The sequence below is a fragment of the Deefgea piscis genome, assembly GCF_019665785.1.
Classification (GTDB): domain Bacteria; phylum Pseudomonadota; class Gammaproteobacteria; order Burkholderiales; family Chitinibacteraceae; genus Deefgea.
Genome location: NZ_CP081149.1, coordinates 2,698,955 through 2,724,043, shown reverse-complemented (window position 1 = coordinate 2,724,043; position 25,089 = coordinate 2,698,955). Strand labels below are relative to the sequence as shown.

The window sequence follows — 25,089 nt, the reverse complement described above, 5'->3', positions numbered from 1 at the left end:
TTATATGATTTCTTGTGAATTTTATTAATATTCAGCGCTATAAAACCTGCCAATCTGTTGAAATACCATCCGTTGTTGATGTTGTTGGGGTGGTTACTTTTTCGGGTTGATTTGCTGTGGTCGCGGAGTGAATCGTTTTGCTTTTATAAATACGGCCAGAAAAGCTAACTAAATCATTAATTACATAAGGAGTTGCAACTAACCAAGGGGGCGCTGGCTCAGGACGAATTGAAGTCATTGTGACAATGTTTTGCATTTGTCCATTGCTGCCTTGCCAACTGACATCAATTTGAGCAGCAAAAGGGAGGCTACTTAAGTGTAAGTCGGGTGTTGCGGGAAAAAGACTACGTCGAATTGTGAAAGTTGTGGTCTTGTTTGTATAAATTGCGCATTTTGTTGCTGGTGTGTTTGGATCGCAATTGCCGAAGCTAATTGGCGTGGCGCCAGGAATTCCAGCATAACTAGTAGGTAGAGTGCGTAACTGAGGGTTTCGCACGATTTGCCGTAAATTATCGGCGACACCCTCAGCAAGTCGAATGGCGATTTGTCGGTCAGCGGCACTGCTTGTGCCTTGTATTAAAATTGCATTTAATTTGGCAAGAAATAAAGAGGATAAACCTAAAATAATGACTGCAATCATCACTTCGATTAAGCTGAAACCACGCTGATTTGTTTTCATCTTCTTCATTCGCCTTAAAAATCGATCCAAGAGTTTGAGCTTATTGTGGTGCCCTTAGGGTCGACTGGATTTAGTACTAGGGGTTTGTAGAAAACGTGAATTGCGCCTTTTGCATCGTGAGTTCCTGTTAAAGATCGTGCAGATGCAGGGCCGTATATTGAATCGGTAATTCCATCATTAAATAGTTGAGTAATGTCAGAGTCGTTTTTGTGGTTTGGAAATTGGTGAAAACCATTTAAATAAGTAGCTGAATTTCCAACGTCCCATTTGGATTCAATTGCAAGCGATCCTGTTATTGTCATTGCGCCATTTTGAAAAACGTTTGTAGCATAAACGAAGCCACTAGCAACGAGCGAACCAGTTACATTCCCTTCTACAATAACGATTGCTTTGCTTGATCCACTAATGGTGCAATTGTTGGCGTCGCCAGAAATCCAAATGACTTCATTATCTGTGACTGTTATTGGTCCAGTGCAATTGGGTAGTACTCTATTTGCTTTATTGTTTTTATAATCTGATTTACTTGAATTAAATATTTTTTCAAAAAGGTTGGTTTGCAAGCTTGTATCTTGCAATGGAGAGCAAGCACCACCTGCTGAACAGGTATAGACTGCTGAACCTTGATAATTATATGTGTCACCAAAAGCTACAGCACAAAGAGGTTTTGGGTCGGTTAGATACGTAGTGCCAACGTTAATTGAGCCACTGGAATCTGCGTAACCACCAATGGTGACTGCGGTATTGGGTAAATTTAAGCCACCAGCAATTGGAATTGTTCTCCTAATTTTAGCGTAGCTGTCGCTGTTATTGCCATTGTTTGTTAGTCCGGACTCTGAACCTGTCAATCCTTCGCTTGTAATGTAAAGTTTATTATTACTTAATTTTGCTTGCACGCGGTAAGCTAATTGGGGATTTACATTCGACAATGCTCCCAATAGTGGGAGCTCAGCCTTAAAATATTTGTCTGGAGCAAATTGTTGTTTGCTGCTATCAGAATAGGCGCTTGTAATTTCGTAGGGCATGTTTGAAGTTGCGGGAGCGCAACTGGCTGCTGAAGTCACAGAGTTTGTTTTTAAAATTACACCATCGCTTCCTGTCGAGTTAATTAAATCGATATCGGATTTTATTTGAGCATAAAAAGCATTAATACCCGCTTCCGCCGCTTGGTTCGCCATAATTCCTTGTGTATTGTTTATTACTGAACGTTGCAGTAATAAGCCACTGCGGTTGACATAAATTGTTGCAACGCCTGCAATTAAGGCCAACATAATTGTAACTAGTAATGCTGCAATTCCAATTTGTTTTGATCGGTTGTTGTAGTTAATTTTATTCATTTTATTTTTAGCCTAATTGAATTTGAATGGTCGATTGCGTAACTGCACCATTTCACTTGATTCAATAATTTTTGGATTCGCTGAGGTACTTGTCGGAAGGGTTCCTGAAATGCTTATTTTTACTTGATCGATTACTTCTGCTGCTGAATTAGCTACTGCAGCATTCGCTGCAAGGGCTTGGGCTGATGTAATACTTGCACCGTCGGCAATGCGAATCCAGCCGGAGCTGTATTCAAATTTAAGGGCGTCCGTACCTAGTTGAATGCTTTTTCCTGAAACTAATGGTGTCCAAGTCCCATTTGCCGAATCGCAACTTGTTGGCGCTGTTGTCGCAGTGGCTGAAGTAAGGAAGTCGATGCGGTTATTGGTGCTATCTAGGCGTATTCCTCTGATTTCATCGTTGCTAATCAGTCCATTTCCAGGTGGCAATAGAGGATCTGCATTGGTGTCGCTGTCATAGCGATAAACGATGCATGTTGTGCCGCCAAAGGTCCATATTTTACGGAAGGTTGTTGTAGATTTTGCGTTTTCGGCAATTTCTTCTACTGGCGTCATTACTGGGGAGCGATATCCAGAACGTCGAATTTCACGTGTTACTGTCGTTAAAATAGTTTGGAGTTCTTGCTGTGCTGCAGTGTTTTGTAATGTGTCTTTGCTACTACTTAAGCTTGCCAAAGCCATAGTTGCAGCTGCAGTGAGTAGTGCTAAGCTAATTGCCATTGCGACTAAAATTTCAATGAGTGAAATACCACTTTGATTTAATAGCGATTTTTTTAGCATGGAAGGTATCCGCCGATAGCTGGTTTTCCTGTTGGTATGCATATGGTGGTTAATCCAGTAACGCTAACTTGAGTATTTAATTGATAATTGCCAGATTCAAAGGTGACATATTGAACGGATGTATCTGTAGTAGCATTTGAAAAATTCAAAATTGGGTTTGCTGGATTGATTCGTGTGTTATTTAAATTGTTATTGGTTCCCGCTGCATTTTTAATTGCTTTTACTTTTGTTTCTTTGTAATTGCTAGAGAGCATATTTCGTAAATCACAAGGGTTTAATGCGGTGCAAGTTGCTTGTTGATCGCTACTCATAAGAGACCAGTTGGTGTCGCTAATACGTGTTGTTTGCAGAAAAATATTGGCATTACGTTTAATGGCTTCACTACGAGAAAATTGTATTAATGCAGCAAATTCATTAGCTACGCCAATTACACGTTTTCTTTGCATCCATTCCGTAAAGCTGGGAACGGCAATTGAAAGTAATATGCCTAATATTAAAAGTGTGATCATTAATTCTATTAAAGTAAAACCACGATTTTTAAAACATTTCATTTATTTACTCCAGCAGCTGGTTGGAGTAGCAGTTGTATTGCCATTGCTTATTGTCATCGTGAGTGTTTTGCAATTTGTATCTGAATTTTGTTGTTTTGTGCTATCGGCAACGGCGTTAATGCAATAGTTTGTACCGGTTGGTGTGCCTGTAGCATCTGTATTTGCCGCACAAGTTGTGCCTATTGTGAGTTTGTAATAAGTATTTTCACTCGTCATGTTTAGGCTGTTTGCGTCGCTTACTAAGGCTAAGCCGTTAGTGCTGCCAAAATTGTTGGTGTAAAGCGCGTTATTTGCCCGCCATTTTTCTTGCGCTTGCTGGATTTTGCTAATGGTCACTGTCGCATCAGTTCTGCGGCTTTTTTTGATGTATTCGCTGTAGCTGGGTACGGCGATGGCGGCCAGAATGCCGATGATGGCAATGACGATGAGCAGTTCAATCAAGGTAAAACCGCGGCTGCGATAAGAGAGCATGGTGTTTCCGATCAGATTGGATTTGTTATTGTGCTTTGATGGTACGGAGTTTTGCTTACGCGGGACAAGACCACTTTTCTTGTGTGGGAAGAGCGGTCTTATCTTGGCGATGAACGGTAGTTTGTTGTTGCTTACGGTTAACAACTCAACTAAGTGTTGATTTTTTTGTGCGCTGCACGATTCAGGCGGTCGTGAATAGCGAGCCATTCTGCGCCTTCTGGCGGGGTGACGAGCAAAAGTTGATCATAACCTTGACGGTCTAGCTGGCGCAGTGTGGCGTAGAGTTGCTGGGCGTAGTCGGCAGGATTATTCGGCATTGCATGCTCGATATACGCTGCATGGTCTTGAATATGCGAAGTGAGTAATACCACTTTCTTACCATTGGCGCTTTCTGTGGCTGCCAATTGCTGCATGCTAGCTAAGGGGCCGGTAATGAGCGGAGTACGTGGCGCGTAGTGTGAATCGAGCAAACCCGATACCCGTTGTTTGGCGGTGCTGCTGGTGCTGTGATGCTCAATTGCGTGCCCCAATACGGCTTCGATGGCGGCGCGTGAAATGCCACCCGGACGCAGTAGTTTGGCTTGATCACCCACTAGGCTAACGATGGTGGATTCAACGCCAACATCACAGGCGCCGCCATCCAAAATTAAACGCACTTGCTCAGTGCTAAATTCATGGCGTACATGCTCAGCGGTGGTGGGGCTAACGTGGCCAAATTGATTGGCGCTGGGCGCAGCGAGGCCGCCGCCAAATTGTACTAGTAATTCATGGGTAATCGGGTGCGCTGGCGCGCGCAGTCCGACAGTGTCTTGCCCGCCGGTAACGGCATCACTGACATGCGCTTGGCGCTCTAAAATCAGCGTTAACGGGCCGGGCCAAAATGCTTCGGCCAGTTGATACGCGCTATCGGGAATGTTCTGCGCCCAGTCCGCCAATTGCGCTACGCCGGCAATATGCACAATGACTGGGTGATCATTGGGGCGGCCTTTGGCGGCAAATATTTTGGCTACTGCGGCATCTTGACTGGCGTCGGCCGCCAAACCGTAGACGGTTTCCGTTGGGATGCCGACGAGTTCACCGGCACGGAGTAAGGCTAGGGCGGCTGAAAGATCGGCTGGAGAGGGCGCTAAGGTCATTTTGGTCTGGCTACATACTTTGGAATACGCTGATTATATCATTGCCCTTCATTCACGGTTTGCTTTAGCTCGGACTCGGTGAGATGGCGTTAATCGGCGCTGCTTCATGGCGCTCATTCGCGGTGCTTTTAACTGCTTGGCTGTCATCAGGCGATTGCTGACGCAAAAGCACAATGAGCCGGCGCTGCTCGATCAATGGTGGGATGTCGCTGGCTAGATTAATCGGGCGCTCTTCAGGTTTAAAGTCACTGGCTGGGCAGATGCCTGCCCAAGTATTACGGCCATTGTTTTTTGCGAGGTAAAGGCAGTAATCGGCAAGGCTGGCGGCGTATTCCCAACTACAGGCTTCGGGATGCTGAGCTATCCATGGGAAAAAAGCAAAGCCAACTGAGCAGGTGAGGCGAATGGGTTGGGCAGCATCAATATTAAAATGGTGATTTTCGACATCGGCTCGAATTCGCTCGACCAAAATCGGAAATTTATGCCGACTGACGTTGCTGGCCACAATTAAAAATTCTTCTCCACCCCAGCGCACCACGGTATCGCTATCGCGAGCGGCTTTTTGCAAAATTTGGGCAATTTGTTGCAACACCAGATCGCCCGCATGGTGGCCAAATTCATCGTTCACCCGCTTAAAATGATCAACATCAATCATTAATAAGGCCAAATCTTGGTTGGCGTGCTGATCGGGTTGATTTTTATGCTGATTAGCGCGATGCGCTTTCAAGGTACTGGCGCTCATGCCCTGCATCGTTGTTTCGAGAAAACGGCGGTTTTTGAGTTGGGTGAGTGAGTCAGTGTTACTTTGATCAAATAGCAAGGCATTGGCTTTATTGAGCTCTTGGGTGCGGGCTGCCACCATAATTTGCCGTAGTGGGCCGCCCACCCAGCGCGCCAGCCAAATGGCTAAGCCACCGGCAAGTCCAAATGTACCAACGACAAAAATAAAGATCATTTTCTCCATTTGATTGGCCATCAGGTGCTCTTGTTTCACGCGCTCGCTCAGCGACAGCACTTGCTGTTGAGTCATTTGTCTGAGGGCGTTAAGTACTTGATTGTATTTTTCTGCGGCATCACTAAGCGACAGATCTACAGCGTCGCGCCGAGCGGCTGGCGTGTCTTCAGACAAAATTTTGAGCACATCGCGCGAGGCATTGGCCCATGCGGCTAATGCTTTTTCAAACGCTGGCGGTGGGGCAATTTTGGCTTTATTTAAGGTGATGTATTGCTGCCAGAGCACATCGAGTTGGGCAAGGTGTTCGGCGTGTTTTTTTAGTGTTTCTTGTGCAGTGGGCGTTGCGGTTTGCATAAATAGTAGGCTGCGTTCAGCCAAAATAACTTGATGCATTTCGCTTTGCGCTTGCTCTAGTTTGAGTAGTGCCGGTACGTCTTGGGTGGCAACGGTTTGAAAGGTGGTGGTCATTCTCGCGAATGCCCAAATACCAACGCCACCGATCAGGCCCGTTAGCATGGCCAATGCGCCAAAGCTGATCATCAGTCTGGCCAATACCGAAAATCGATCTGTGCTGGTACTCATCATCGTCCCTTAATTGGCGAGCTTTTCGAGCTGTGACAAATTGATGCCGACCACTAATACGCCGATGGGTTTGCCGGCACTCAGTACTGGCACTGAGATTTGGATGGCGTAGGTTTGGGTAGACTCATCAAATTCAGGCTTGCCTTGCCATGCTTTTCCGGTGGTAAACGGTACGTCAAACTTGGCTTGCCCTTGATGGATATAGCTCGAGGTTTTTTCGATAAAGGCGACTTTTTCGCCCTTATCGGCCGACAAAAAAGCTTCGCTGATGGCGAGTTTGCTTTTGGCTTGCATCGATTTGAGGTATTGCGCTGCGGCATTGGTTTGAAACTCATTAATCAGCGCATCGCTGCGCCGAATGAGTTTCCATTTGGCGTTATCCATGCCGGGGATTGGGCCAATTTGGTTTTGTTTTTCCACCGCATGCTCAATGATTGGATTGGCAGCCCATGTGGCAATCAGGGTTTTTTGTTTATCGAGCTGACTTTGAATTGCCGGCGTCATCATGAATTCATTGGCATAGAGGCTGGCAGTGAACAATAGAAAAAGCATGCATAGCATAGATGCCGCTAATAATCTTACGTTTTTCATAACACCACCTTTCCGTTAGCTGGTTTTTGCCGCTTGATTCAAGGTTAGTGCATGTCTCTGGATTTTGCTCGAAGGCTTGCTGTTCAGCAAAGTGGCGTGGATTGAATAGAGACGAGTGAAAGGCAGGGGGAATTATTTATTTGCAGCGAGTTGGGTGGGTATATTTGGCTGAGTGAATATCTATAAAGTATTCAAGCAGATACCCATCAACAAAGTGATGCTCAGATGTCGTTAAGATGGATTTAAGTGCCAGCGGCACAGCTGCACAATGAATGCGCTCGTTAACAGATCATGGACTAGATGTTAATCAGGGCTGGTGCTGTAGCACCAACCCTGATGATTGTGCGGATTTGCCGTTCGCGGCGTGGCTTAGTAAATCGGCAATGCCATAAAGATTTTGATAATGATGGCGTTCAGAATATCGATAAAGAAAGCGCCGACCATGGGCACGACTATAAACGCTAAATGTGATGGACCAAAGCGATGCGTTACCGCTTGCATATTGGCAATCGCCGTTGGGGTAGCACCCAGACCAAAGCCGCAATGACCCGCCGCCAACACCACGGCATCATAATTTGATCCCATCACGCGGAACGTCACAAAGACTGCGTAAGCGGCCATGGCCATCGCTTGCACCGCGAGCAAAATCACCATCGGTAGCGCTAAATTCGCCAATTCCCACAGACGCAAACTCATTAAGGCCATCGCTAAAAATAGCGCCAAGCTGACGTTACCCAACACCGAAACTTCACGTTCAAACACTTGGTACCAGCCAAGGCCAGACAAAACATTACGCAGCACGACGCCGGTAAATAAAACGCAAACAAAGGTCGGTAATTCAAACGCAGTGCCCGATATTAGCCCAGCCAAAAATTGCCCGCCCGCCAAGCTCAAAGCAATTAAGGCCAGTGATTCAATAAATGAATTCACAGTAATCAGGCGCGTGGCTTGTGGTTCTTCAAAGCCGGTTGGCGCTTGATCTTGATTGTGCTCGGCGCCGGGTACTTTGACTTTACGCAGCAAAAATTTGGCCACTGGGCCGCCAATTAGGCCGCCTAATACCAAGCCAAACGTGGCACATGCCATTGCCAATTCGGTGGCACCTTGAATGCCAAACTGCTCGCTAAACACCGAGCTCCATGCCGCTCCCGTGCCGTGACCACCCGACAGCGTGACTGAGCCAGCCAGCAGTCCTAAATGACCATCCAGCCCCAGTAAATTGGCCAAGCTAATGCCGATGATGTTTTGCATTAGGAGCAAGCCAGCGACGACGCACAAAAATTTAAGCATCACGCTGCCGCCCGCTTTGAGGCTGGCTAAATTGGCCGACAAACCAATGGTGGCAAAAAAGGCCAACATTAAAGGCGTTTGCAATGAGGTATCAAATTTAACGGTCACGCCAGCGACTTGCTGCGCAAATAGCATCAATAACGCCACCACCAAACCACCGGCAACAGGCTCGGGAATAGTGAAAGCTTTTAGCGGCGCTGTTTTTTCGACCAGAATTCGACCAAATAGTAAAACAAGTGAGGCAGCAACTAAGGTGCCGTAGCCACTAATCGTAATCATAAGGTTTTCCTAAGTAATGCCCATGTGGAATGTGGCGCTGTAAGAATAAGGGCGGCACAATTGTGTCGCCTATTACCGGTAATTACAATGTGGCACGGTGTTAACTATTTCGCTTTACAATTCAAGCGCTAACAGTTCAGCAACGGTTTGCCGACGGCGAATTTGCCGGATTGCATCGCCATCGATCAACACTTCAGCGATCAGCGGGCGGGTATTGTAATTGGACGACATGCTGGCACCATAAGCGCCGGTGTCGTGAAAAACCACCCAATCGCCGATTTGAGCGCTAGGCAGTAAACGCGGCTCAACCACGCCGCCTTCGGCTTGGGTAAACACGTCCCCTGACTCACACAAAGGGCCGGCCAAGACGGTGGGGCGCAGTGCGCCATCGGCTGGCGTACCATCAGCACGCAAAATGCTGATTTCATGATAACTGCCATACATCGCAGGGCGCATCAGATCAGAGAAACCAGCGTCGACCAAGACAAAATGATTGCTACCCACGTCTTTTTTGGCGCGTACTTCGGCAATTAACTGTCCACTTTCTGCAACTAAAAACCGACCCGGCTCGATTTCTAAATGCACTGGATGCCCTAAAAAGGCGGCAATCTCTTGGCGTGCGGCGTCCCATAAATGAAAGTAATGCGCGGTATCAATCGGCTCGCCGCCGACTTGGTAAGGAATCGATAAACCGCCGCCGGCTGAAATCGCCCGAATATCGCGGCCGGACTGCTTTACTTGCGCCACCATCGCCGCGCAAACGTCTTGCAAATGGCTGTAATCCACGCCAGAACCAATATGCATATGCAGACCAACTAAATCGAGTTGGTACTTTTCGATCAAGGCCAATGCTTCGGGTAGTTGCTCATGCCAAATACCGTGCTTGCTTTGCTCGCCACCGGTATTGGTTTTTTGGCTATGGCCGTGGCCAAACCCAGGGTTGATTCGTAACCAAACGCGGTGTCCTGGATGCGCCTCGCCCAGTTGCTCTAGCATTTGTGGGCTACCGCAATTGACTTGAATATCTAGTTCAACCACGCGGGCCAAGGTGGCGCGATCGAGTAAATCGGCGGTGAACACAATATCGTCGGCATCGACACCGGTGGCAAAGCCGGCCGCAATCGCACGCTCGATTTCACCAAGCGAGACCGAGTCGACTTTCACGCCTTGCTCACGCATCAATTTTAAAATGTGAATGTTTGAGTTGGCTTTTTGCGCAAAACGAATGGTGTCAAACGCTTTGAGCTGGCCAATGCGCTGGCGAATCGTCGCCGCGTTGTAAGTCCATGTTGGGGTAGAAAATTCGGCGGCAATGCTGCAAATTTGTTCGGCGTTCAGCGCTTTCATGGGTTTTCCAGTGGGTTTAGCAAGACATAAACAGCAACAAAGTCGCACAAATGGGCGGCAACTCAGCGCTTTGGTTGGCATTTTTATGCTGGCTATTCAATCAGATTGCTAAATCGTGGTAAAACGATTAATTCTATGCCCCCACCATTTTTGCTTATGTTTGATTACAAATTACTCGAAGCACTGGATATGGTTTTGCGTTGTGGTAGCTTTGATGCAGCGGCCAAACGTTTGCATTTAACGCCGTCGGCGATTTCGCAGCGCATTCGTCAGCTCGAAGAGCGCCATGGCGAAGTGTTGCTGCGGCGTGAAACGCCACTCAGTGCCACGGCCAGCGGAGAAAAACTCCTCGCGCATGTGCGGCAAGTTCGCTTGCTGGAGGCCGATTTGGCGACGCAATTTGACGCGAGTAATCACGATGTTGCATGGACCAATTTACGCGTGGGTATTACCGCCGATAGTTTGGCAATAGGCTTGATTGCGGCGATCGCGCCTAATTTAGTGCCGGCAAAATTATTGCTCGATTGCGTGGTGGAGGATGAAGCCTATACGCTCGATTTATTGCGCTCGGGTGATGTGATTGGATGTATTAGCACACAGCCTTTGCCTGTTGCTGGCTGTGTGGCAATACCCTTGGGTGAATTGCCCTATATTGGCGTAGCCAATGCGGTGTTTGTTGCGCAATATTTTTCTGGCGGGGTGAATGCACAGAGTTTGGCTGGCGCACCAGCGGCGGTGTTTGGGCAAAAAGAGAGCTTGCATCGGCGCTTACTGCGCGAACGCTTTGCATTGCTCGACGCGCAATTTCCTTGTTATGTGATCCCCGAAAGCCATGCGCTGTATGCCGCGGCCAAGTCGGGGCTGGCGTATGCGATTGTGCCGCGAGCGCAAGCGGCAGCAGAGCTCACAGCTGGAACGATGTGCGAGATCGCTGAATTGGCGACGAGTGTGCCACTATATTGGCATCATTGGGCGCGGCAAACTCGGCCCGCTTTGGCATTGACGCAAGCGATTGAGCAATTTGCTGCAAGTCATTTTTGTCGCTGATCGGTAGCGTGCAACCTTGCGCTGATGATTGAGGCGAGGGCGGGGTTTTTTGATGGCAGCCGCTGGCGTTGATTTTATTTTTACGGAGTGAATGTGATGCATGAACCTTTAATCGTTTTTTTGGATCGAGCCAGTTTGCCCGTGCGCTTAAAACCGCTGGCCATGTCACATCATTGGCAAGAGTATCCGCAAACGCTGGCCCATGAGGTGGTAGCTAGGCTGGCGGGGGCGACGGTTGCCATTAGTAATAAAGTGCCCATTAATCGCGAAATGATGGTGGCTTTGCCCGATTTAAAACTTATCGCGGTGGCGGCGACCGGGTATAACCAGATCGACGTGTCGGCGGCGAAAGAATTGAATATTGCAGTATGCAATATTCGTGATTACGCCATTCATGGTGTGGCCGAGCATACGCTGATGTTGATGTTGGCTTTGCGGCGACAATTACTGTCGTATCGGCAGCAGGTACTGGCTGGGGCGTGGCAGGCGGCCAGTGGCTTTTGTGTTTTTGGCGCGCCACTGCATGATTTGGCTGGGAGTCGTTTGTGTTTGATCGGTTCGGGCGCGCTCGGACAGGCGACGGCCGTATTGGCGCGCGCTTTTGGCATGCAGGTGTTTTTTGTTGAGCATCGCGGAGCGGCTAATGTTCGACCGGGTTATTTGGCATGGGATGAGGCGTTGGCAACGGCGGATATTTTAAGTTTGCATTGCCCGCTCAATGACGCCACGCGTGGCATGATTGCCGCACCGGAATTGGCGGCGATGAAAAATACCAGCTTACTGATTAACACGGCACGTGGTGGTTTAGTCGATGAGGCGGATTTGCTAACGGCGCTACAAACCGGAAAAATTGCCGGTGCGGGTTTGGATGTGTTGGTGACTGAGCCACCGACTGCGGGCAATGCACTACTGGATGTCGCACTGCCCAATTTATTGATTACGCCGCATGTGGCATGGGCCAGCGTGGAAACCATGCAAACTTTGGCTGATCAATTAATCGATAATATCGGTGGTTTTTTGCAAGGCCAAGCACGCAATTTACTGTAAACGCATGTGGGCGTCTGTGCCACAGCACGGGTGGCACAGCTTTAGATGCGTTCTCGCCACGCGGCAATTTTGCGAAATATCCAGCTTTGTGGTTGCTCAGCACCGGTGCGAGCGTATTCCATTAAGCTGACTTCACTGCACATGGCTTGGTGAGATTGCTGGGCGTGATGGTCGCCAATAAACAGCAATTCATCACCAAAGCGCAATGTGTCTTCGGCTTTAGGCAATAAAATATCTTTTTCGCCATGGCGACGTAATAGCGCGATGCATTGCAATGGCCGACCGTGATCAATCACGCTGTGATAAAAATGTTTGATCTGTAATGCCGGTAACGGACGCGCCAAAAAGGCCTGCACCGCAGCGGGGTTTTTTGCATTTAACCGCACCGTCCAGTGCTCAGGCACAATGCCTTGGCAGAGATTTTCGATGTCGAGCGTCAATTGGCTTGCCCATTCGTCTTCTTTGGTGACTAAAGCCAAAACAAACTGAGCCAATAGCGGATTGGCCATGGCGCGCAATGCTTCATGCGCGACGACTTCACTGCGAATTGAAATAAAATTCGGCGCAAAGGCTTTAAACAATAAATGATTGGTGGCTAAGTTTTGCCGCGCAACAATAAATAGCGCGGGGTTAATCGCCCGTGCGGTGGCCAGCGAAGAGAGATTATTGGCGTCGTCATCGTGGCAGACAAATAAGCCCACGGCGTGCTCAATACCGGCGGTTTTGAGTGAAGCTGCATCAACCCCTAAGGCCTTGTGGTAGATCTGAGGGTCGAGCTCAGGCTGTGGATCGGGGTCGATAATGTGAACGCTAATGCCTTCTTGCGATAACGCTTTATGAATCGAGCGCCCAAAGCGCCCATAACCAACAATCACCCAATGCCCCTTGGGCGGTTTAATACTTGGTGGGAAAGGGTTGCCAGGAAAGTCCGACAAGATTTTACGTAAGTGCGAAACGGCTGGCGCATGCATTGCCAATTGAAACTGCTGGCCCACCGCTTCAAACATATTAATGACTTTATTGGTGCCAAATGACGCCATATTGTCGCTGACTTCTTGATTTTTGCTGCGGCAAATTGAGAGTAATTTGGGGCGTAAAACAAAGGCAGTAATGGCAATCGACAAATTGGTTTTTTCATCGCCAGTAATACCCAGCACACCAATGCAGCGTGGGTGCGATAGCCCCGCGATTTTGAGTAACTCAGGATTGGCAGCGTCGCCAGCGTAAAATGGCGCATCAAAATGATAGTCGGCCAGAGCGACATCATTAATTCGTTCTTCGCGTAGATCAATAACCACAAAACGAATATCTTGCGTGTCGAGCACTTGGCAAAGAATGCGCCCAGTTTGCCCATAGCCGCAGATTAGATAAAACGGCTCGTTCATGCGCTTTACTTTGCTGCTAAAGCGAGTGTATTGGATCGCTTTGGTGAGTGCTTGATCACGCGTAAGTGCAAAAATCGAGCTTAAAGCATAAGCCCAGCCAATCACCGCGAGGTAGATACACACTAAAACCCACATCCTTTGCGCGCTGGTAAAGGCATAAGGAATCTCACCAAAACCAATGGTGGTGGCGGTGTAGCTGATAAAGTAAATCGCATGAAAAAAATCCATGCGATACGGCTGGCCAGCATCATCCATCCCTGGAATGAGCACCAGACCAAATACCGAAACGGCGTAAATCAAAATCAGCGTGATGATGGGCGTGCGTAAACGCCGCAGCATTAAAAAGAAGATATTGGGCATGGCAGGCTTAACGACGATGTTGCAAGGTTTCACCAATTAATAAAATGACAGAAACCAAGTTGGCCGCCAAAGCACCGGCAGACAGCGACACAATGGTGGTGGTAATCGCTGGCGTCATCCCGATTTGGGTAATGTAGAGCGCTTTCCACCAGACGAAACTCGCGGCAATAAGCTGTAAATCAGCTACCAAGCTGGTGGCTAAATGTAGCGCGCCGACTTGGGTGCGATCACCAAATTTAATCACTGTGGCGATTAAATTGACGATGATGGCAGCAAACAGCTCATTCACATCGTGCTGGTGGGCGATATCAATTTGGCCGATGACAAAACCAAAATTGAGCGTAAACGCCAGTAAAATAAAGAAGCCAAAGATGACTTTTTCTAAATTCATGGTGAGATTCCAATCAAGTAAATCGTGAGCCGATTATTGGCTTAGTGCGTGATGCAGATTTTATCAGGGCCTTAGGGCCGAAAATTAAGCTCAAACGCGCCGCCTTGGTACGGTGCGCGCATCATGCTTTGCTTCCCTCATTGGGTCAAATCATTCGCCGTAAAAGCGCGATGTAATTATTACAGTTGCTTGGCGCTGGTGCTGGCGAGTTCGTGGTGAAGCATCATTTTGAATTTTATCCCCAGAAGTCGTGGATAAAATTCAGCTCCAGCTGTGGGTAAGTCACTTAAGTCGTTGAAAATTAGTGTCTCTTATAAAGTGGCTAAGCCTATGTGAAAAAATAGGCCATTTCATGGCTTTATGCTCAACTGGCGTGAGTTTTTGCGTGCATAAGCTGTGGATAAGCGGCTTATCTTAATGATTTGTTTGAATAAATAAGGGCTGACTTTTTTTTAAGCAGGTTTTTGCTGGATGTCTGGCGGGCAATGGCCGATTCGGGGCGAGTAAAACAATCGCAATGCCTTACCAGTGAGAGCAAGTTCGTCGCAGAGGCAAAAAAGAAATGGCAGATCAAGATGGCGTAATGCAATGCTGGAGAGCGCGAAGGGTTGGCAGGAAAAAATGAACGGCTTAGTTTCAAGCCGATCGTTAAGCCTAGGCTTATTATTTTTTGTCGCTGGATTTTGCCGCCGGCATAAAGCCAGCTACCGGCACTGTGGCTGATTTTTCTTTCTTCGGTTTTTTAGTTTCTTTATTACTGCGCGCTTGACCCTTGGCCATGATGTTGCTCCGGTTTGATGATTGAGTAGGTAATGTTGAATGCAACCTGCACGGTGCGTCGCGCACGAGGTTCGTTTCATCATAGGCGCATCAAGCGTGGCTTTGGGATTTAATTACGCGATGTGCCTTAATCATCAGTCTGGGTATGTTGCTGAAACTCAAATTGAATAAAATTAAGCGCTATATACCCCGAATGTGATGCGGGGGTTATTTGGCGCCACCAAGTAATTGAGTCAGTTGGCGGTAGCGTTTGTAATAGCTCTCTTGCTGTTGAGTTTTTTCGGTTTGAGCGAGTTTTTTATTTAAGGTGAGTTTGAATAAGTCATGAAACAGTTGCAAATCAGTGACTTGGCGTAAGCTGCGATTGTCCGCTGGCATAAACCCTGCCAATTGGTCGGCATAATATAAGCGCTGTTTGGCTTGCGCGGTATTACTTCCTGTTTTGCCGTACTGAGTAAAAAACTGTTTGATGTTGTTTTTGAGCGGGGTAGGTAAGTCTTGCCGTTGGATTAGCGGGTCAAAAGCAAATTCAGGCGATTGCCAAATAATGCGCATTTTTGCGTGATCGCGTGGGTACTTTTCTTTGAGCTGCTCTAAGTCAAATGAATTACTAACGGCGACATCGACTTGCTGGGTCGCCAGCGCAATAAAGGATTGTTCGACATTGCCATACACAATGCGTTTGAAATAATTTTCTGGGATGATGTTTTTTTGTAAAAACAAATGGTATTGCGGAATGTAATATTCAGCGGTGCTGCCATTGATACCTGAGGCATAGTTTAGTTGCTGCGGATGTTGCAGTAATTGCTCGGCATTTTTGATCGGGCTGTTGCTGCGAACTAACATCACGCTGCGATACGTTGCCTGATTGCCGCTTTGCACTAAGGACGCAAAAACTTCGGCCTTGGCATTTTCTACTGCATCGAGTGCCAATTTGTTATCAACGCGGGCCACTTGGATTTCATTATTTTTTATTTTATTCAATAACACCGCTCTATCATTGCCCACCCACGCTTTGACCGGTTGACCGATGGCGGCGGACAGATCATTCAGAATCGGCTGCCAGTCTTCTAGCGTTTGTTCGTCATTGCGCGAGGTGAGTAAGCCGATGGTGATATCGGCTTGCGCGGGGAGCGCCAAACAGCAAAATAGTAAGCAAAGAAGGCGAAATGGCATAACAAATAATCCCGAGCGGCGAAGGGACTACATGATAAGGATGGTGTGTGACGGTAATATGACATGTTTGTAAGTAATCACGAGTCAGTAATCCGCAGTCGCTACACGTTGTTTGGGTATTGCCAAATGTTTGGCGAGTACCGAAAAAAGCCATCTTGCGCTGGATCTTTGCGGAGTAAAGCGGTTTTGATTTAGCTTGAATGAGTTGTGGTTTCGACCTTGGCGTGCGAACAAGGTATAATCAGCGCCTTCTGGTTGGTCGCGTATGAATAATTATGCCTATTTATGCTTATCGCTGTACTGAGTGTGGTCATCAAGACGAACACTTACAAAAAATGTCCGCTGATGTATTAACGCAATGCCCAGCTTGCCAAGCCGAAAAATACACTCGGTGTGTGACTGCGGCGGGTTTTCAACTGAAAGGCTCGGGCTGGTATCAAACTGATTTTAAAGGCGGTTCTGGCACCACCGGTTCGAATTCTTAATCGATTTTAACTTGAGTAAAATTGTGACCTCATTATTTAAGCGCTACTTTTTTACTGGTTTATTGATTTGGATTCCTTTAGTGATCACATTGTGGGTGCTCAATCTATTGATTGGCACTATGGATCAGCTAGGGGCATTTGTACCAAATCAAGTTCGTCCTGATTATTGGATTTTGCAAGCAATGGCGCAGTTATTTCCTCATTTAAGAGGGGAAGAAAACATTCCTGGATTTGGGGTGATTTTAACGGTGCTGGTGCTGTTGTTAACGGGGATTTTTGCTGCCAATATTTTGGGCCGTCGCTTATTGGAAGTTGGCGAGTCGATTTTGAAGCGCATTCCAATCGTTCGCTCGATTTATATGAGCGTGAAGCAAGTTTCAGACACTTTGTTTTCTGATTCAGGCAATGCGTTTCGCAAGGCAGTCTTGGTGCAGTTTCCCCATCAAGGAACATGGTCAGTCGGTTTTGTGACCGGTATTCCCAGTGGCGAAATTAGTGACAAACTCGGTGGCGAATTAATTTCGGTGTTTGTACCCACCACGCCCAATCCGACATCGGGCTTTTTGTTTATGGCCAAAGCCAGTGATGTTAAAGAGCTGGATATGAGTGTTGATGAGGCGCTGAAATACGTGATCTCGCTGGGTGTAGTGATGCCCAGTACTAAGCCCTTAATTTATCCGCAGGCGCAGGCTTTATCTAGCGAGCCAGCTGCCGCGGTAAAAGGCTAATTAAAAAATAATGTGGCTGTGCCACAAGCGGGCTTGTCCGTTTTATTGATTGTTTGTGTTATTTATTTGAGGAAGTTCTTTGATGCGTACCGATTATTGCGGTTTGATTGATGGTCGTTATCTGGGCCAAACTGTCACGATTAAGGGCTGGGCCCATCGTCGTCGTGACCATGGTGGCGTGATTTTTATCGATTTGCGCGACCGTGAAGGTTTGGTGCAAGTGGTGTTTGATCCGGATATCCCAGAAGCTTTTGCGATTGCCGATGCAACGCGCAATGAATACGTATTGGAAATCACCGGTGAAGTGCGCGCGCGTCCAGAAGGCACGACTAACGCCAAAATGATCACTGGCCAAATCGAAATTTTGGCAAAAAGCATTACCGTGCTAAACCAAGCGGCAACGCCACCGTTCCAGATCGACGATGAAAATCTCTCTGAAAACGTGCGTTTAACTAACCGCGTGATCGATTTGCGTCGCCCTGTGATGCAAAAAAATATGCGTTTGCGTTACCGCGTAGCGATGTTAATCCGTAACTACCTCGATGGTTTGGGCTTTATCGACATTGAAACGCCAATGTTGACTCGTTCAACGCCAGAAGGCGCACGTGATTACCTCGTGCCAAGCCGCGTGCACGATGGTCAATTCTTTGCCTTGCCGCAATCGCCACAATTGTTCAAGCAATTGTTGATGGTCGCCGGTTTCGATCGCTACTACCAAATCGTTAAATGCTTCCGCGATGAAGACTTGCGCGCGGATCGTCAGCCTGAATTCACCCAGATTGATATCGAAACTTCGTTCTTGAACGAAGACGAAATCATGGACATCACCGAATCAATGGCCAAGCACGTATTTAAAGAAGCCATCGGTGTTGAATTGGGCGACTTCCCACGTATGGCGTATGACGACGCAATGCGTTTGTACGGCTCAGACAAGCCTGATTTGCGCGTATCGTTGCAGTTCACAGAACTGACCGATTTGATGAAAGCCGAAGAATTCAAAGTCTTCCGCGGCGCAGCCGATATGGAAAACGGCCGCGTAGTCGGCTTACGGATTCCAGGTGGCGCAAGCATCAGTCGTAAAGAAATCGATGACTACACCAAGTTTGTGGCGATCTATGGCGCGAAAGGCTTGGCGTACATCAAAGTCAACGATGTAACGAACCTGAGCAACGGTGAAGGTTCTGGCTTGCAATCGCCAATCGTTAAAAACTTGAGCGAAGCTTGCTTGCAAGAAATCATCACCCGCACTGGCGCAACCACTGGCGATTTGATTTTCTTTGGCGCAGACAAAGAAAAAGTGGTTAACGAAGCCATCGGCGCATTGCGCTTGAAAGTCGGTCACGAAAAAGGCGAAGCAGCGGGTTACTTCACTCGCGGCTGGAAACCATTGTGGGTGGTTGACTTCCCAATGTTCGAACGCGACGACGACGCAGGCCGCTGGAATGCTTGCCACCATCCGTTCACTAGCCCGAAAATTGAGCACATCGAGTTCCTTAAATCAGATCCGGGCAAATGCAAAGCCCGCGCTTACGATATGGTCCTCAACGGTTGGGAAATGGGCGGCGGTTCAGTTCGTATCCACCGCGCCGATATGCAATCAACCGTATTTGAAGCTCTCGGTATCGGCGAAGAAGAAGCACAAAACAAATTTGGCTTCTTGCTCGACAATCTACAATTCGGTGCACCTCCGCATGGCGGCTTAGCCTTTGGTTTGGATCGTTTGGTGACATTGATGACCGGCGCCGAATCAATCCGCGACGTGATTGCCTTCCCGAAAACGCAACGCGCGCAGTGCTTGTTAACCAATGCACCGAACGAAGTGGACGAGAAACAACTCCGCGAATTGCACATTCGTTTGCGTAACACTCAGCAAGCCAATTTAGCGTAATTGCTCATTAGCTTGGATTAAAAAAAGGCGACTTCGGTCGCCTTTTTTGTTGGGTATTGACTGGAAGGCATTCGAGGTCATCGGCTGTATTTATATACCCATTGGTTTGGTCGGGCGGATTGGTGTGTAGGGCGGGTTAGCCGAAGGCGTAACCCGCCGATTAGGTTCCGGCAGCGCACATTGTGATTCGCGATGCATCGATTGAGTAAGTTGGGCTAAGCCCGCGCAGCCCAACAATCGCGCGATTAACGTTGGTTTTAATTCGATGCGCTGTTTCAATCAAAGTCGCGCTAATGCCGCGCGGCACCCACCTTTCTTTGCTTCGCCAAAGAAAGTGTGGGCCAAAGAAAACAAGCCGAAGGCGCAGTTTCTGCGAAGCTAAAGGCGACCCGGGTATCTGCGCGGGCTACGCCCGTACCTTCGCTGCGGACAATCGAGGCGGTTGCGATCAAAACTCGGCCTGCGGCCTCAAACAATGATCGCAAAAACCCCGCCCCGCTTGTTCCTCGCTCAGCTTGCTACACGGGATCTCGCGCAGCTCAGCGAGGTTTGAAATAAAGTCGACGTATTGCCTTCTAAGTAATGTAAATAAATAGCTACATTTAAGTGTGTTGATGGGGTTGTCTTTTTAGGTAAGAATTTGGCTTGATTGGTGTAATATATGAAGATGCTTACAAAATATAATCCTCAGTGGAGTGGGAAGATATGCGTTTTTTGGGTCGTTTAATTTGTGCTGGTTTACTGGGATTTGGGGTTGTGACTGGCGCGCAAGCGGCAGATGGGCCTTGTAAATTCCAAGGCTCTTTAATTTATTTTGGTAAGTTAAGTGATAACAGTAAATCATTTTGGTTATCCAATTTTCAATTTACGCCAACCCGATTACGGGCAGGCGAGAGCTTGCAATTGGTCGATGAATTTGTATCTGGCCCTTTCAAACTGCGGTTTTCAGAATCAAGCCTTGTTGGACAAGGCAGTGCCTTTCGCCATAGTTTATTTGATGAATCGGGGGATGTGGGAGCAGGCTCTGGTGGTGGGTGCTTAATCCAAAGCCAAGAGCAAGTGGGCGGCGCTATTTTCCCTGTCGCACCAACACCAGCGCCAACGGCAGTACCGACGCCAGTACCGACGCCAGTACCGACCACTGCGCCAACGCCAGTACCGACCATTGCGCCAACCGCAACACCAACCGCAACACCAACACCTATCGTTACGCCCAATCCACCGGGACCAACCGATCCTTTTCCAACGCCTGATCAGGTGATTGATAATACGGCTAGTGCGTATTTATTAAGTACCATTGTCAGTGTTCAAAACATTTCACTGCGGATTGTTGATAATTTGTTGCAGCGAAGTTCAGGTGTAGCCAGTGCTTCCGAAGAAGCCCTCGATCGCTGGGTGGGTTGGATTAGTTATCAACACGTTAAATTTGATGATGATCGATTTGGTCGCTCAGGAAATGGGGGAGTCAATATTGGCCAATTTGGTATGGATCGTATGCTTAATCCAAATACAACGGTTGGCTTGGTCGTTACGATTAATGATTTAGATTCTGAGACCTTCTCAGGTAGCCAAATGGCTGATGCCAAGGCTTGGAGTATTGGCCCCTATCTTGGTTATCGGATTAATGAGCAATGGATTGCTGATGCATGGTTAGGCTATGAACACCGCCAAATCGATAGCAATATCTCGAATCAATTACATGCTCGCGCTAAGGATGATGTGTGGTTTGCTTCTCTGAACACCACTGGGCTGTTTAAATTTGGTAATGAGGTTCGCATCGAGCCAAAAGCGTCGGTTTATTATGGCGTAGGTCGGCGTGATGACTACCAAGCAAGCCTAAAATTACCGCAATTCCCTGTCTATCGATTAACCATTGATGGTCGAAATAAAAATACCGGCATTGCAGGCGTTTCTGCGGAATTGAATAAAGATTTCACCGCGTCCGATCGTTGGGTGCTGACGCCTTTTGCTCAATTTGGTGCAAATTATGTCTTTAAAGATCCTGATAGTAACCGTGTATTGGGCGATAACTTGAGGATGAATAAAGTAGATCCGTGGTATCTGCGTGGTAGTTTGGGGGTAAAAGCGAAAAATGCAGATCAATCAACGCTCAACCTTGGTGTGACGCAAATTCACAGTGAAGGCCTTGATGCTTGGGAGTTGAATCTGTCGCTTGCGTATAAATTCCATTAAACCTATGGCTGTGCTAGCACCGTAGATACCGTCTTGCCGGTCAAGCATTTTGATACTCAGCTTGATACTTTTTCTGGGTTCTCAGCACGCCGAAGCACAGGTGAACTAATTTGCGCATGCAAGCACCGAGCGCCGACATTTTGCTCTTGCCTCGGGCAAGCAAACGCTCAAATAAGGCTTTGACGTGGGGGTTGTATTTGGTGGCGACGATGGCAGCCATGTAGAGCACGGCACGAACCTTTGCAGGACCAGCTTTAGACCGTTTGGCGCGCCCAAGAATCGATGACCCCGATTGCCGCTCGACGGGCACCAAGCCCAAATAGGCCGACAATTGTTCGGCCGTATTGAATTGATGCGTATGCATCACCGCCAATAATTGCGTGCCACTTTGTGGGCCGATTGCTGGGATGGTTTGCAGTAAATTGAGGTCGTTTTTCAGGCCAGGATGACGGTCGATATGGTCGTCGATTTGGCTTTGTAGCTTTTTGAGCTGAGCATTTAGAAAGACAATACTGTCGTTAATCGATTGATGAATCAGCTCGGTCGTCACCGTAGATTCAGCTTTTTCTTGCCGATTTTTTTCGCGGAGTAAGTCTTGCAAAATCGCTTCGCGGCGAGCCAGAAGTCCTTTTAGAATGCGGGCTTCAGGCGGAGGTGGTAGCCACGCAGCAGGCTTAATCATTGCGCAATAACGCGCCAGAACTTGGCTATCAACGCCATCGGTTTTGGTACGCACCGCGAGGCCTTGGCCGAAATGCTTCACTTGTGCGGGATTGGCAATCGAGACGCAAACGCCTGCATCATGCAGTAGTGTGGCGGCCAGTTCGTGATACACGCCAGTGGCCTCCATCGTGACGTGCAGCTGGTCATGCGGAATGTGATTTTTAGTCAGCCAAGCTAGCAAATCAGCAAGGCCTTTGGCGGTATTGGGTACGACCTTGGCCTTGCCTTTGAGTGGGTCAAGTTGAGTTAACAAGTAACAATCGAGTTTAGCTTTAGCAACATCAATACCGAGATAAAACATGAAGATTCTTCCTGTAAAAATGCCTAATTCGCCCACTTGCCTTGTGCATACAGGGTCAAAGCCCTTGGCTACCGTTCAGTGTCTGATTTGGCGAAAGAAGTGAGGACGAAGGGTTTAATCTACATGGCAAGGTCGATGCCTTAAGGGTGGGCTCAAACTCACTTCGCCTCATGTGGTAGTAGCTAACCACCACGGAGAGAAAGATACAAGGGTGGAATAAGCTCCAGCGCATTCCACCGCATCAAAATGCATCAAGGTGGAATGCACTTCGTTTATTCCACCCTACGTATACTTTCTGCTGGTATCTGACATCGGGTCGTTGTCTTGAGTCATGCTCACATAAGCTTTTGACGTGACCAAGTATTGGCTGGGGTGTTGGCTGTTATGTCAAGGTTTAAAATCAGCGTTAACCGTGGGTGAGGATGCTCAATTTAGCCATGGGATGTTGACTGTACTGCGGCTGTATATGGGGCGCATTTCAATTGCCTATCTTGAGGGTGAGTTAGATTTTGTTATATCCCGCATGATGAAAAATACCATATAACTGTGGGTATTTTATTGTGGGCCTTTATTTGTAAGGTTTTTAGTTAGATACCCATGGTATTGCTATGTTGTTCTGGTGTGCGTGTGTTGATGGTTTTTAAACTGTGAATCAAGGTGTAGACTGATTTTTTACTGCGTATCGCAGTGAGCTTGGGTGGTTCTAAAACTTGGCGCTATTGATTTTGTATTGTGTGAGTTTTTGCGTCGCCCTTCTGTATTGCAAAGCGCACAATAGCGCGTTTATGAAAGCGGGTTGCAACCGCTATTTCTACCAACCTAGCAATCACAGTGAAGCTATGAACCACCAACAAATTGATACCATTCACAATGCCGCCAAATCTGGGCATGTCGAGCTCGTTCGACTGGGCATTGCCTTACTCTTTATTGTCGGCATTGTGCTGTATACCGCTTCACGTGGCACCACGCCGAGCATCATGCTGATTGTGGCTTCGGTTGTTGGTGCTTATATGGCCATCAATATTGGGGCGAATGACGTTGCGAATAATGTGGGTCCTGCGGTCGGCTCTAAAGCGCTGACGATGGGTGGGGCGTTAATTATTGCCGGGATTTTTGAGGCGACAGGGGCGATTGTGGCGGGGGGCGATGTGGTGTCGACCATTCGTAGTGGCATTATTGACCCGAGTTTGATTCCTGATAAACAAACCTTTATCTGGATTATGTTGGCGGCTTTGTTAGCGGGGGCATTGTGGCTCAATATTGCCACGGTGGTGGGAGCGCCAGTTTCAACAACGCATTCCATCGTGGGGGCCGTTTTGGGCGCGGGCGTTGCGGCTGGCGGCATGGGGATTGCCGATTGGGGGCAAGTGGGAACGATTGCCATCAGTTGGGTGATTTCGCCTTTGCTCGGTGGTATTTTTGCAGCGATTTTTTTGTATCTGATTAAACGAACGATCACTTACCAAACCAATATGATCGCCGCAGCGGCGAAAATGATTCCAGTGTTGGTGGGGTTGATGGCGTGGACTTTTAGCACTTATTTAATGCTCAAAGGCTTGAATAAAATTTGGAAAGTTGATTTTTGGTTTGCTGTTGGGGTTGGCTTTGCGATCGGCGCTGTTGTTTGTGCGATTTTGGCGCCGGTGATTCGGTCGCGAATTAAGGATGTGGCCAATAATAAGCAAAGCGTGAATCGTTTCTTTACCATTCCTTTGATTTTTGCTGCCGCTTTGTTGAGCTTTGCCCATGGCGCCAATGATGTGGCCAATGCAATTGGCCCTTTAGCCGCAATTAATGATGCGCTCATTAGTAGTGGCACTAGTTTGCAAGACAGTGCCAGTATTCCACTGTGGATTATGGTGATTGGTGCGATGGGTATTGCACTTGGTTTGGCGTTGTATGGGCCTAAGGTGATTCGTACTGTTGGTTCGGAAATTACTGAGCTCGATCAAATGCGGGCTTTCTGTATTGCGATGGCGGCAACGATTACGGTGATTTTTGCCAGCCAATTGGGTTTGCCCGTGAGTTCGACGCATATTGCGGTTGGTGGTGTGTTTGGCGTTGGTTTCTTGCGTGAATACCTAAAGGCCAACCATGCGCGTACGCTGGATGAAATCAAGGCGCATCATCCGGAAGGCGATGAGACTGCGATAGATACGTTCTTGCTGCGTTTTAATAAAGCCGGCTTAAAAGAAAAAGCCTTGATGTTGCAAGAGCTGAAGCAGCAAGCTAAATCGCAACTTGATCCGGCGCATTTTTCTAAAATGGAGCGTAAAGGCTTGAAAAAAGTCTATCGCCAAGAACTCGTGAAGCGCTCGCAAATCATGAAGATCGCTGCAGCATGGATTGTAACGCTACCGATTTCGGCATTGCTGTCGGCGATGTTGTTCTTTATGTTGCGGGGCATGTTGATGCCGGCTTAAGCCACTCGATGCAAACAGCGCCAGCAATTGTCTGGCGCTTTTTTATTGGTTTCGATTTAGTTATTGCTTGTGTAAATGCTTAAGAGAATCATTTTTGACTCTTTGTAGAATTTGCTTAGCCAGTGAAGCATTGCAGTTGTTGGTCAGCCAGCGCTTACCAGTTCCAG

At 47.8% G+C, this 25,089-nt stretch carries 21 protein-coding genes; 7 read left to right on the top strand and 14 right to left on the bottom strand.

Annotated features, from left to right (window positions below; genetic code table 11):
- Window positions 1-37: 37 nt before the first annotated feature.
- The 10 genes from K4H25_RS12695 to lysA all read right to left on the bottom strand — a co-directional run bounded on the left by K4H25_RS12695 (window position 38) and on the right by lysA (window position 9,995).
- Window positions 38-679, bottom strand: a complete 642-nt coding sequence (locus K4H25_RS12695; protein ID WP_221020848.1) for a prepilin-type N-terminal cleavage/methylation domain-containing protein — start codon at window positions 677-679, stop codon at window positions 38-40.
- A gap of 14 nt (window positions 680-693) precedes the next feature.
- Window positions 694-2,013 carry a hypothetical protein gene (locus tag K4H25_RS12690; protein ID WP_221020847.1) on the bottom strand — a complete coding sequence of 440 codons (1,320 nt, stop codon included), beginning with the start codon at window positions 2,011-2,013 and terminating at the stop codon, window positions 694-696.
- Between the two features lie 12 nt (window positions 2,014-2,025).
- Window positions 2,026-2,793, bottom strand: a complete 768-nt coding sequence (locus tag K4H25_RS12685; protein ID WP_221020846.1) for a prepilin-type N-terminal cleavage/methylation domain-containing protein — start codon at window positions 2,791-2,793, stop codon at window positions 2,026-2,028.
- Window positions 2,787-3,344: a pilus assembly FimT family protein gene (locus K4H25_RS12680; protein ID WP_221020845.1), complete on the bottom strand. Its 558-nt coding sequence runs from the start codon at window positions 3,342-3,344 to the stop codon at window positions 2,787-2,789. The genes K4H25_RS12685 and K4H25_RS12680 overlap by 7 nt, the downstream gene beginning before the upstream one ends.
- Entirely contained in the window at window positions 3,345-4,022 is a 678-nt protein-coding gene (locus K4H25_RS17065) for a type IV pilin protein (protein WP_308443212.1), read from the bottom strand. It lies immediately after the preceding gene.
- Complete coding sequence (locus K4H25_RS12670; protein WP_221020844.1) at window positions 3,965-4,951, bottom strand: L-threonylcarbamoyladenylate synthase; 987 nt, start codon at window positions 4,949-4,951, stop codon at window positions 3,965-3,967. Before K4H25_RS12670 ends, K4H25_RS17065 begins: the two co-directional genes overlap by 58 nt.
- 64 nt (window positions 4,952-5,015) lie before the next feature.
- Window positions 5,016-6,491 carry a GGDEF domain-containing protein gene (locus K4H25_RS12665; RefSeq protein ID WP_221020843.1) on the bottom strand — a complete coding sequence of 492 codons (1,476 nt, stop codon included), beginning with the start codon at window positions 6,489-6,491 and terminating at the stop codon, window positions 5,016-5,018.
- A gap of 6 nt (window positions 6,492-6,497) precedes the next feature.
- Window positions 6,498-7,079, bottom strand: coding sequence for a PDC sensor domain-containing protein (locus tag K4H25_RS12660; RefSeq protein ID WP_221020842.1), 582 nt, complete (start codon window positions 7,077-7,079; stop codon window positions 6,498-6,500).
- 369 nt (window positions 7,080-7,448) lie between these two features.
- The gene (gene gltS / locus K4H25_RS12655; RefSeq protein ID WP_221020841.1) at window positions 7,449-8,648 is read right to left on the bottom strand and encodes a sodium/glutamate symporter; all 1,200 of its coding nucleotides are present in this window, start codon (window positions 8,646-8,648) and stop codon (window positions 7,449-7,451) included.
- Window positions 8,649-8,762: 114 nt separating this feature from the next.
- On the bottom strand, window positions 8,763-9,995 hold the full coding sequence (lysA, locus tag K4H25_RS12650; protein ID WP_221020840.1) for a diaminopimelate decarboxylase: 1,233 nt from the start codon (window positions 9,993-9,995) through the stop codon (window positions 8,763-8,765).
- A 135-nt stretch (window positions 9,996-10,130) separates the two neighbouring features.
- Here lysA and K4H25_RS12645 point away from each other — a divergent pair, with 135 nt between their 5' ends.
- Both K4H25_RS12645 and K4H25_RS12640 read left to right on the top strand, forming a co-directional pair.
- Window positions 10,131-11,042: a LysR family transcriptional regulator ArgP gene (locus K4H25_RS12645; RefSeq protein ID WP_221020839.1), complete on the top strand. Its 912-nt coding sequence runs from the start codon at window positions 10,131-10,133 to the stop codon at window positions 11,040-11,042.
- Window positions 11,043-11,138: 96 nt separating this feature from the next.
- Window positions 11,139-12,089: a D-2-hydroxyacid dehydrogenase gene (locus K4H25_RS12640; RefSeq protein ID WP_221020838.1), complete on the top strand. Its 951-nt coding sequence runs from the start codon at window positions 11,139-11,141 to the stop codon at window positions 12,087-12,089.
- Between the two features lie 41 nt (window positions 12,090-12,130).
- Here K4H25_RS12640 and K4H25_RS12635 read toward each other — a convergent pair whose 3' ends face one another.
- The 3 genes from K4H25_RS12635 to phnD all read right to left on the bottom strand — a co-directional run bounded on the left by K4H25_RS12635 (window position 12,131) and on the right by phnD (window position 16,181).
- Window positions 12,131-13,834: a potassium channel family protein gene (locus K4H25_RS12635; protein WP_221020837.1), complete on the bottom strand. Its 1,704-nt coding sequence runs from the start codon at window positions 13,832-13,834 to the stop codon at window positions 12,131-12,133.
- A gap of 7 nt (window positions 13,835-13,841) precedes the next feature.
- Window positions 13,842-14,225: a DUF6394 family protein gene (locus tag K4H25_RS12630; RefSeq protein WP_221020836.1), complete on the bottom strand. Its 384-nt coding sequence runs from the start codon at window positions 14,223-14,225 to the stop codon at window positions 13,842-13,844.
- Between the two features lie 987 nt (window positions 14,226-15,212).
- Window positions 15,213-16,181, bottom strand: a complete 969-nt coding sequence (gene phnD, locus K4H25_RS12625; RefSeq protein WP_221020835.1) for a phosphate/phosphite/phosphonate ABC transporter substrate-binding protein — start codon at window positions 16,179-16,181, stop codon at window positions 15,213-15,215.
- 275 nt (window positions 16,182-16,456) lie between these two features.
- On the opposite strand from phnD, the gene K4H25_RS12620 reads away from it, so the two are divergent.
- The 4 genes from K4H25_RS12620 to K4H25_RS12605 all read left to right on the top strand — a co-directional run bounded on the left by K4H25_RS12620 (window position 16,457) and on the right by K4H25_RS12605 (window position 21,475).
- Window positions 16,457-16,666, top strand: a complete 210-nt coding sequence (locus K4H25_RS12620) for an FmdB family zinc ribbon protein (RefSeq protein WP_221020834.1) — start codon at window positions 16,457-16,459, stop codon at window positions 16,664-16,666.
- Window positions 16,667-16,686: 20 nt separating this feature from the next.
- Window positions 16,687-17,394 (top strand): DUF502 domain-containing protein, encoded by a 708-nt coding sequence (locus K4H25_RS12615; RefSeq protein WP_374706357.1) that lies wholly within the window; start codon window positions 16,687-16,689, stop codon window positions 17,392-17,394.
- A gap of 82 nt (window positions 17,395-17,476) precedes the next feature.
- The gene (gene aspS, locus K4H25_RS12610; protein ID WP_221020833.1) at window positions 17,477-19,282 is read left to right on the top strand and encodes an aspartate--tRNA ligase; all 1,806 of its coding nucleotides are present in this window, start codon (window positions 17,477-17,479) and stop codon (window positions 19,280-19,282) included.
- Window positions 19,283-19,987: 705 nt separating this feature from the next.
- Window positions 19,988-21,475, top strand: coding sequence for an autotransporter outer membrane beta-barrel domain-containing protein (locus K4H25_RS12605; RefSeq protein ID WP_221020832.1), 1,488 nt, complete (start codon window positions 19,988-19,990; stop codon window positions 21,473-21,475).
- 40 nt (window positions 21,476-21,515) lie between these two features.
- Here K4H25_RS12605 and K4H25_RS12600 read toward each other — a convergent pair whose 3' ends face one another.
- Window positions 21,516-22,499 (bottom strand): IS110 family RNA-guided transposase, encoded by a 984-nt coding sequence (locus K4H25_RS12600; RefSeq protein WP_221020831.1) that lies wholly within the window; start codon window positions 22,497-22,499, stop codon window positions 21,516-21,518.
- 839 nt (window positions 22,500-23,338) lie between these two features.
- Between K4H25_RS12600 and K4H25_RS12595 the strand changes: the two genes are divergently transcribed.
- Window positions 23,339-24,922 carry an inorganic phosphate transporter gene (locus K4H25_RS12595; protein ID WP_221020830.1) on the top strand — a complete coding sequence of 528 codons (1,584 nt, stop codon included), beginning with the start codon at window positions 23,339-23,341 and terminating at the stop codon, window positions 24,920-24,922.
- The last annotated feature ends 167 nt before the right edge of the window (window positions 24,923-25,089 follow it).

Coding starts and splice junctions, on each gene's coding strand:
- K4H25_RS12695 (WP_221020848.1), bottom strand. CDS start 679: ATGAAAACAAATCAGCGTGGTTTCAGCTTAATCGAAGTGATGATTGCA.
- K4H25_RS12690 (WP_221020847.1), bottom strand. CDS start 2,013: ATGAATAAAATTAACTACAACAACCGATCAAAACAAATTGGAATTGCA.
- K4H25_RS12685 (WP_221020846.1), bottom strand. CDS start 2,793: ATGCTAAAAAAATCGCTATTAAATCAAAGTGGTATTTCACTCATTGAA.
- K4H25_RS12680 (WP_221020845.1), bottom strand. CDS start 3,344: ATGAAATGTTTTAAAAATCGTGGTTTTACTTTAATAGAATTAATGATC.
- K4H25_RS17065 (WP_308443212.1), bottom strand. CDS start 4,022: ATGGCTCGCTATTCACGACCGCCTGAATCGTGCAGCGCACAAAAAAAT.
- K4H25_RS12670 (WP_221020844.1), bottom strand. CDS start 4,951: ATGACCTTAGCGCCCTCTCCAGCCGATCTTTCAGCCGCCCTAGCCTTA.
- K4H25_RS12665 (WP_221020843.1), bottom strand. CDS start 6,491: ATGATGAGTACCAGCACAGATCGATTTTCGGTATTGGCCAGACTGATG.
- K4H25_RS12660 (WP_221020842.1), bottom strand. CDS start 7,079: ATGAAAAACGTAAGATTATTAGCGGCATCTATGCTATGCATGCTTTTT.
- gltS (WP_221020841.1), bottom strand. CDS start 8,648: ATGATTACGATTAGTGGCTACGGCACCTTAGTTGCTGCCTCACTTGTT.
- lysA (WP_221020840.1), bottom strand. CDS start 9,995: ATGAAAGCGCTGAACGCCGAACAAATTTGCAGCATTGCCGCCGAATTT.
- K4H25_RS12645 (WP_221020839.1), top strand. CDS start 10,131: ATGCCCCCACCATTTTTGCTTATGTTTGATTACAAATTACTCGAAGCA.
- K4H25_RS12640 (WP_221020838.1), top strand. CDS start 11,139: ATGCATGAACCTTTAATCGTTTTTTTGGATCGAGCCAGTTTGCCCGTG.
- K4H25_RS12635 (WP_221020837.1), bottom strand. CDS start 13,834: ATGCCCAATATCTTCTTTTTAATGCTGCGGCGTTTACGCACGCCCATC.
- K4H25_RS12630 (WP_221020836.1), bottom strand. CDS start 14,225: ATGAATTTAGAAAAAGTCATCTTTGGCTTCTTTATTTTACTGGCGTTT.
- phnD (WP_221020835.1), bottom strand. CDS start 16,181: ATGCCATTTCGCCTTCTTTGCTTACTATTTTGCTGTTTGGCGCTCCCC.
- K4H25_RS12620 (WP_221020834.1), top strand. CDS start 16,457: ATGCCTATTTATGCTTATCGCTGTACTGAGTGTGGTCATCAAGACGAA.
- aspS (WP_221020833.1), top strand. CDS start 17,477: ATGCGTACCGATTATTGCGGTTTGATTGATGGTCGTTATCTGGGCCAA.
- K4H25_RS12605 (WP_221020832.1), top strand. CDS start 19,988: ATGCGTTTTTTGGGTCGTTTAATTTGTGCTGGTTTACTGGGATTTGGG.
- K4H25_RS12600 (WP_221020831.1), bottom strand. CDS start 22,499: ATGTTTTATCTCGGTATTGATGTTGCTAAAGCTAAACTCGATTGTTAC.
- K4H25_RS12595 (WP_221020830.1), top strand. CDS start 23,339: ATGAACCACCAACAAATTGATACCATTCACAATGCCGCCAAATCTGGG.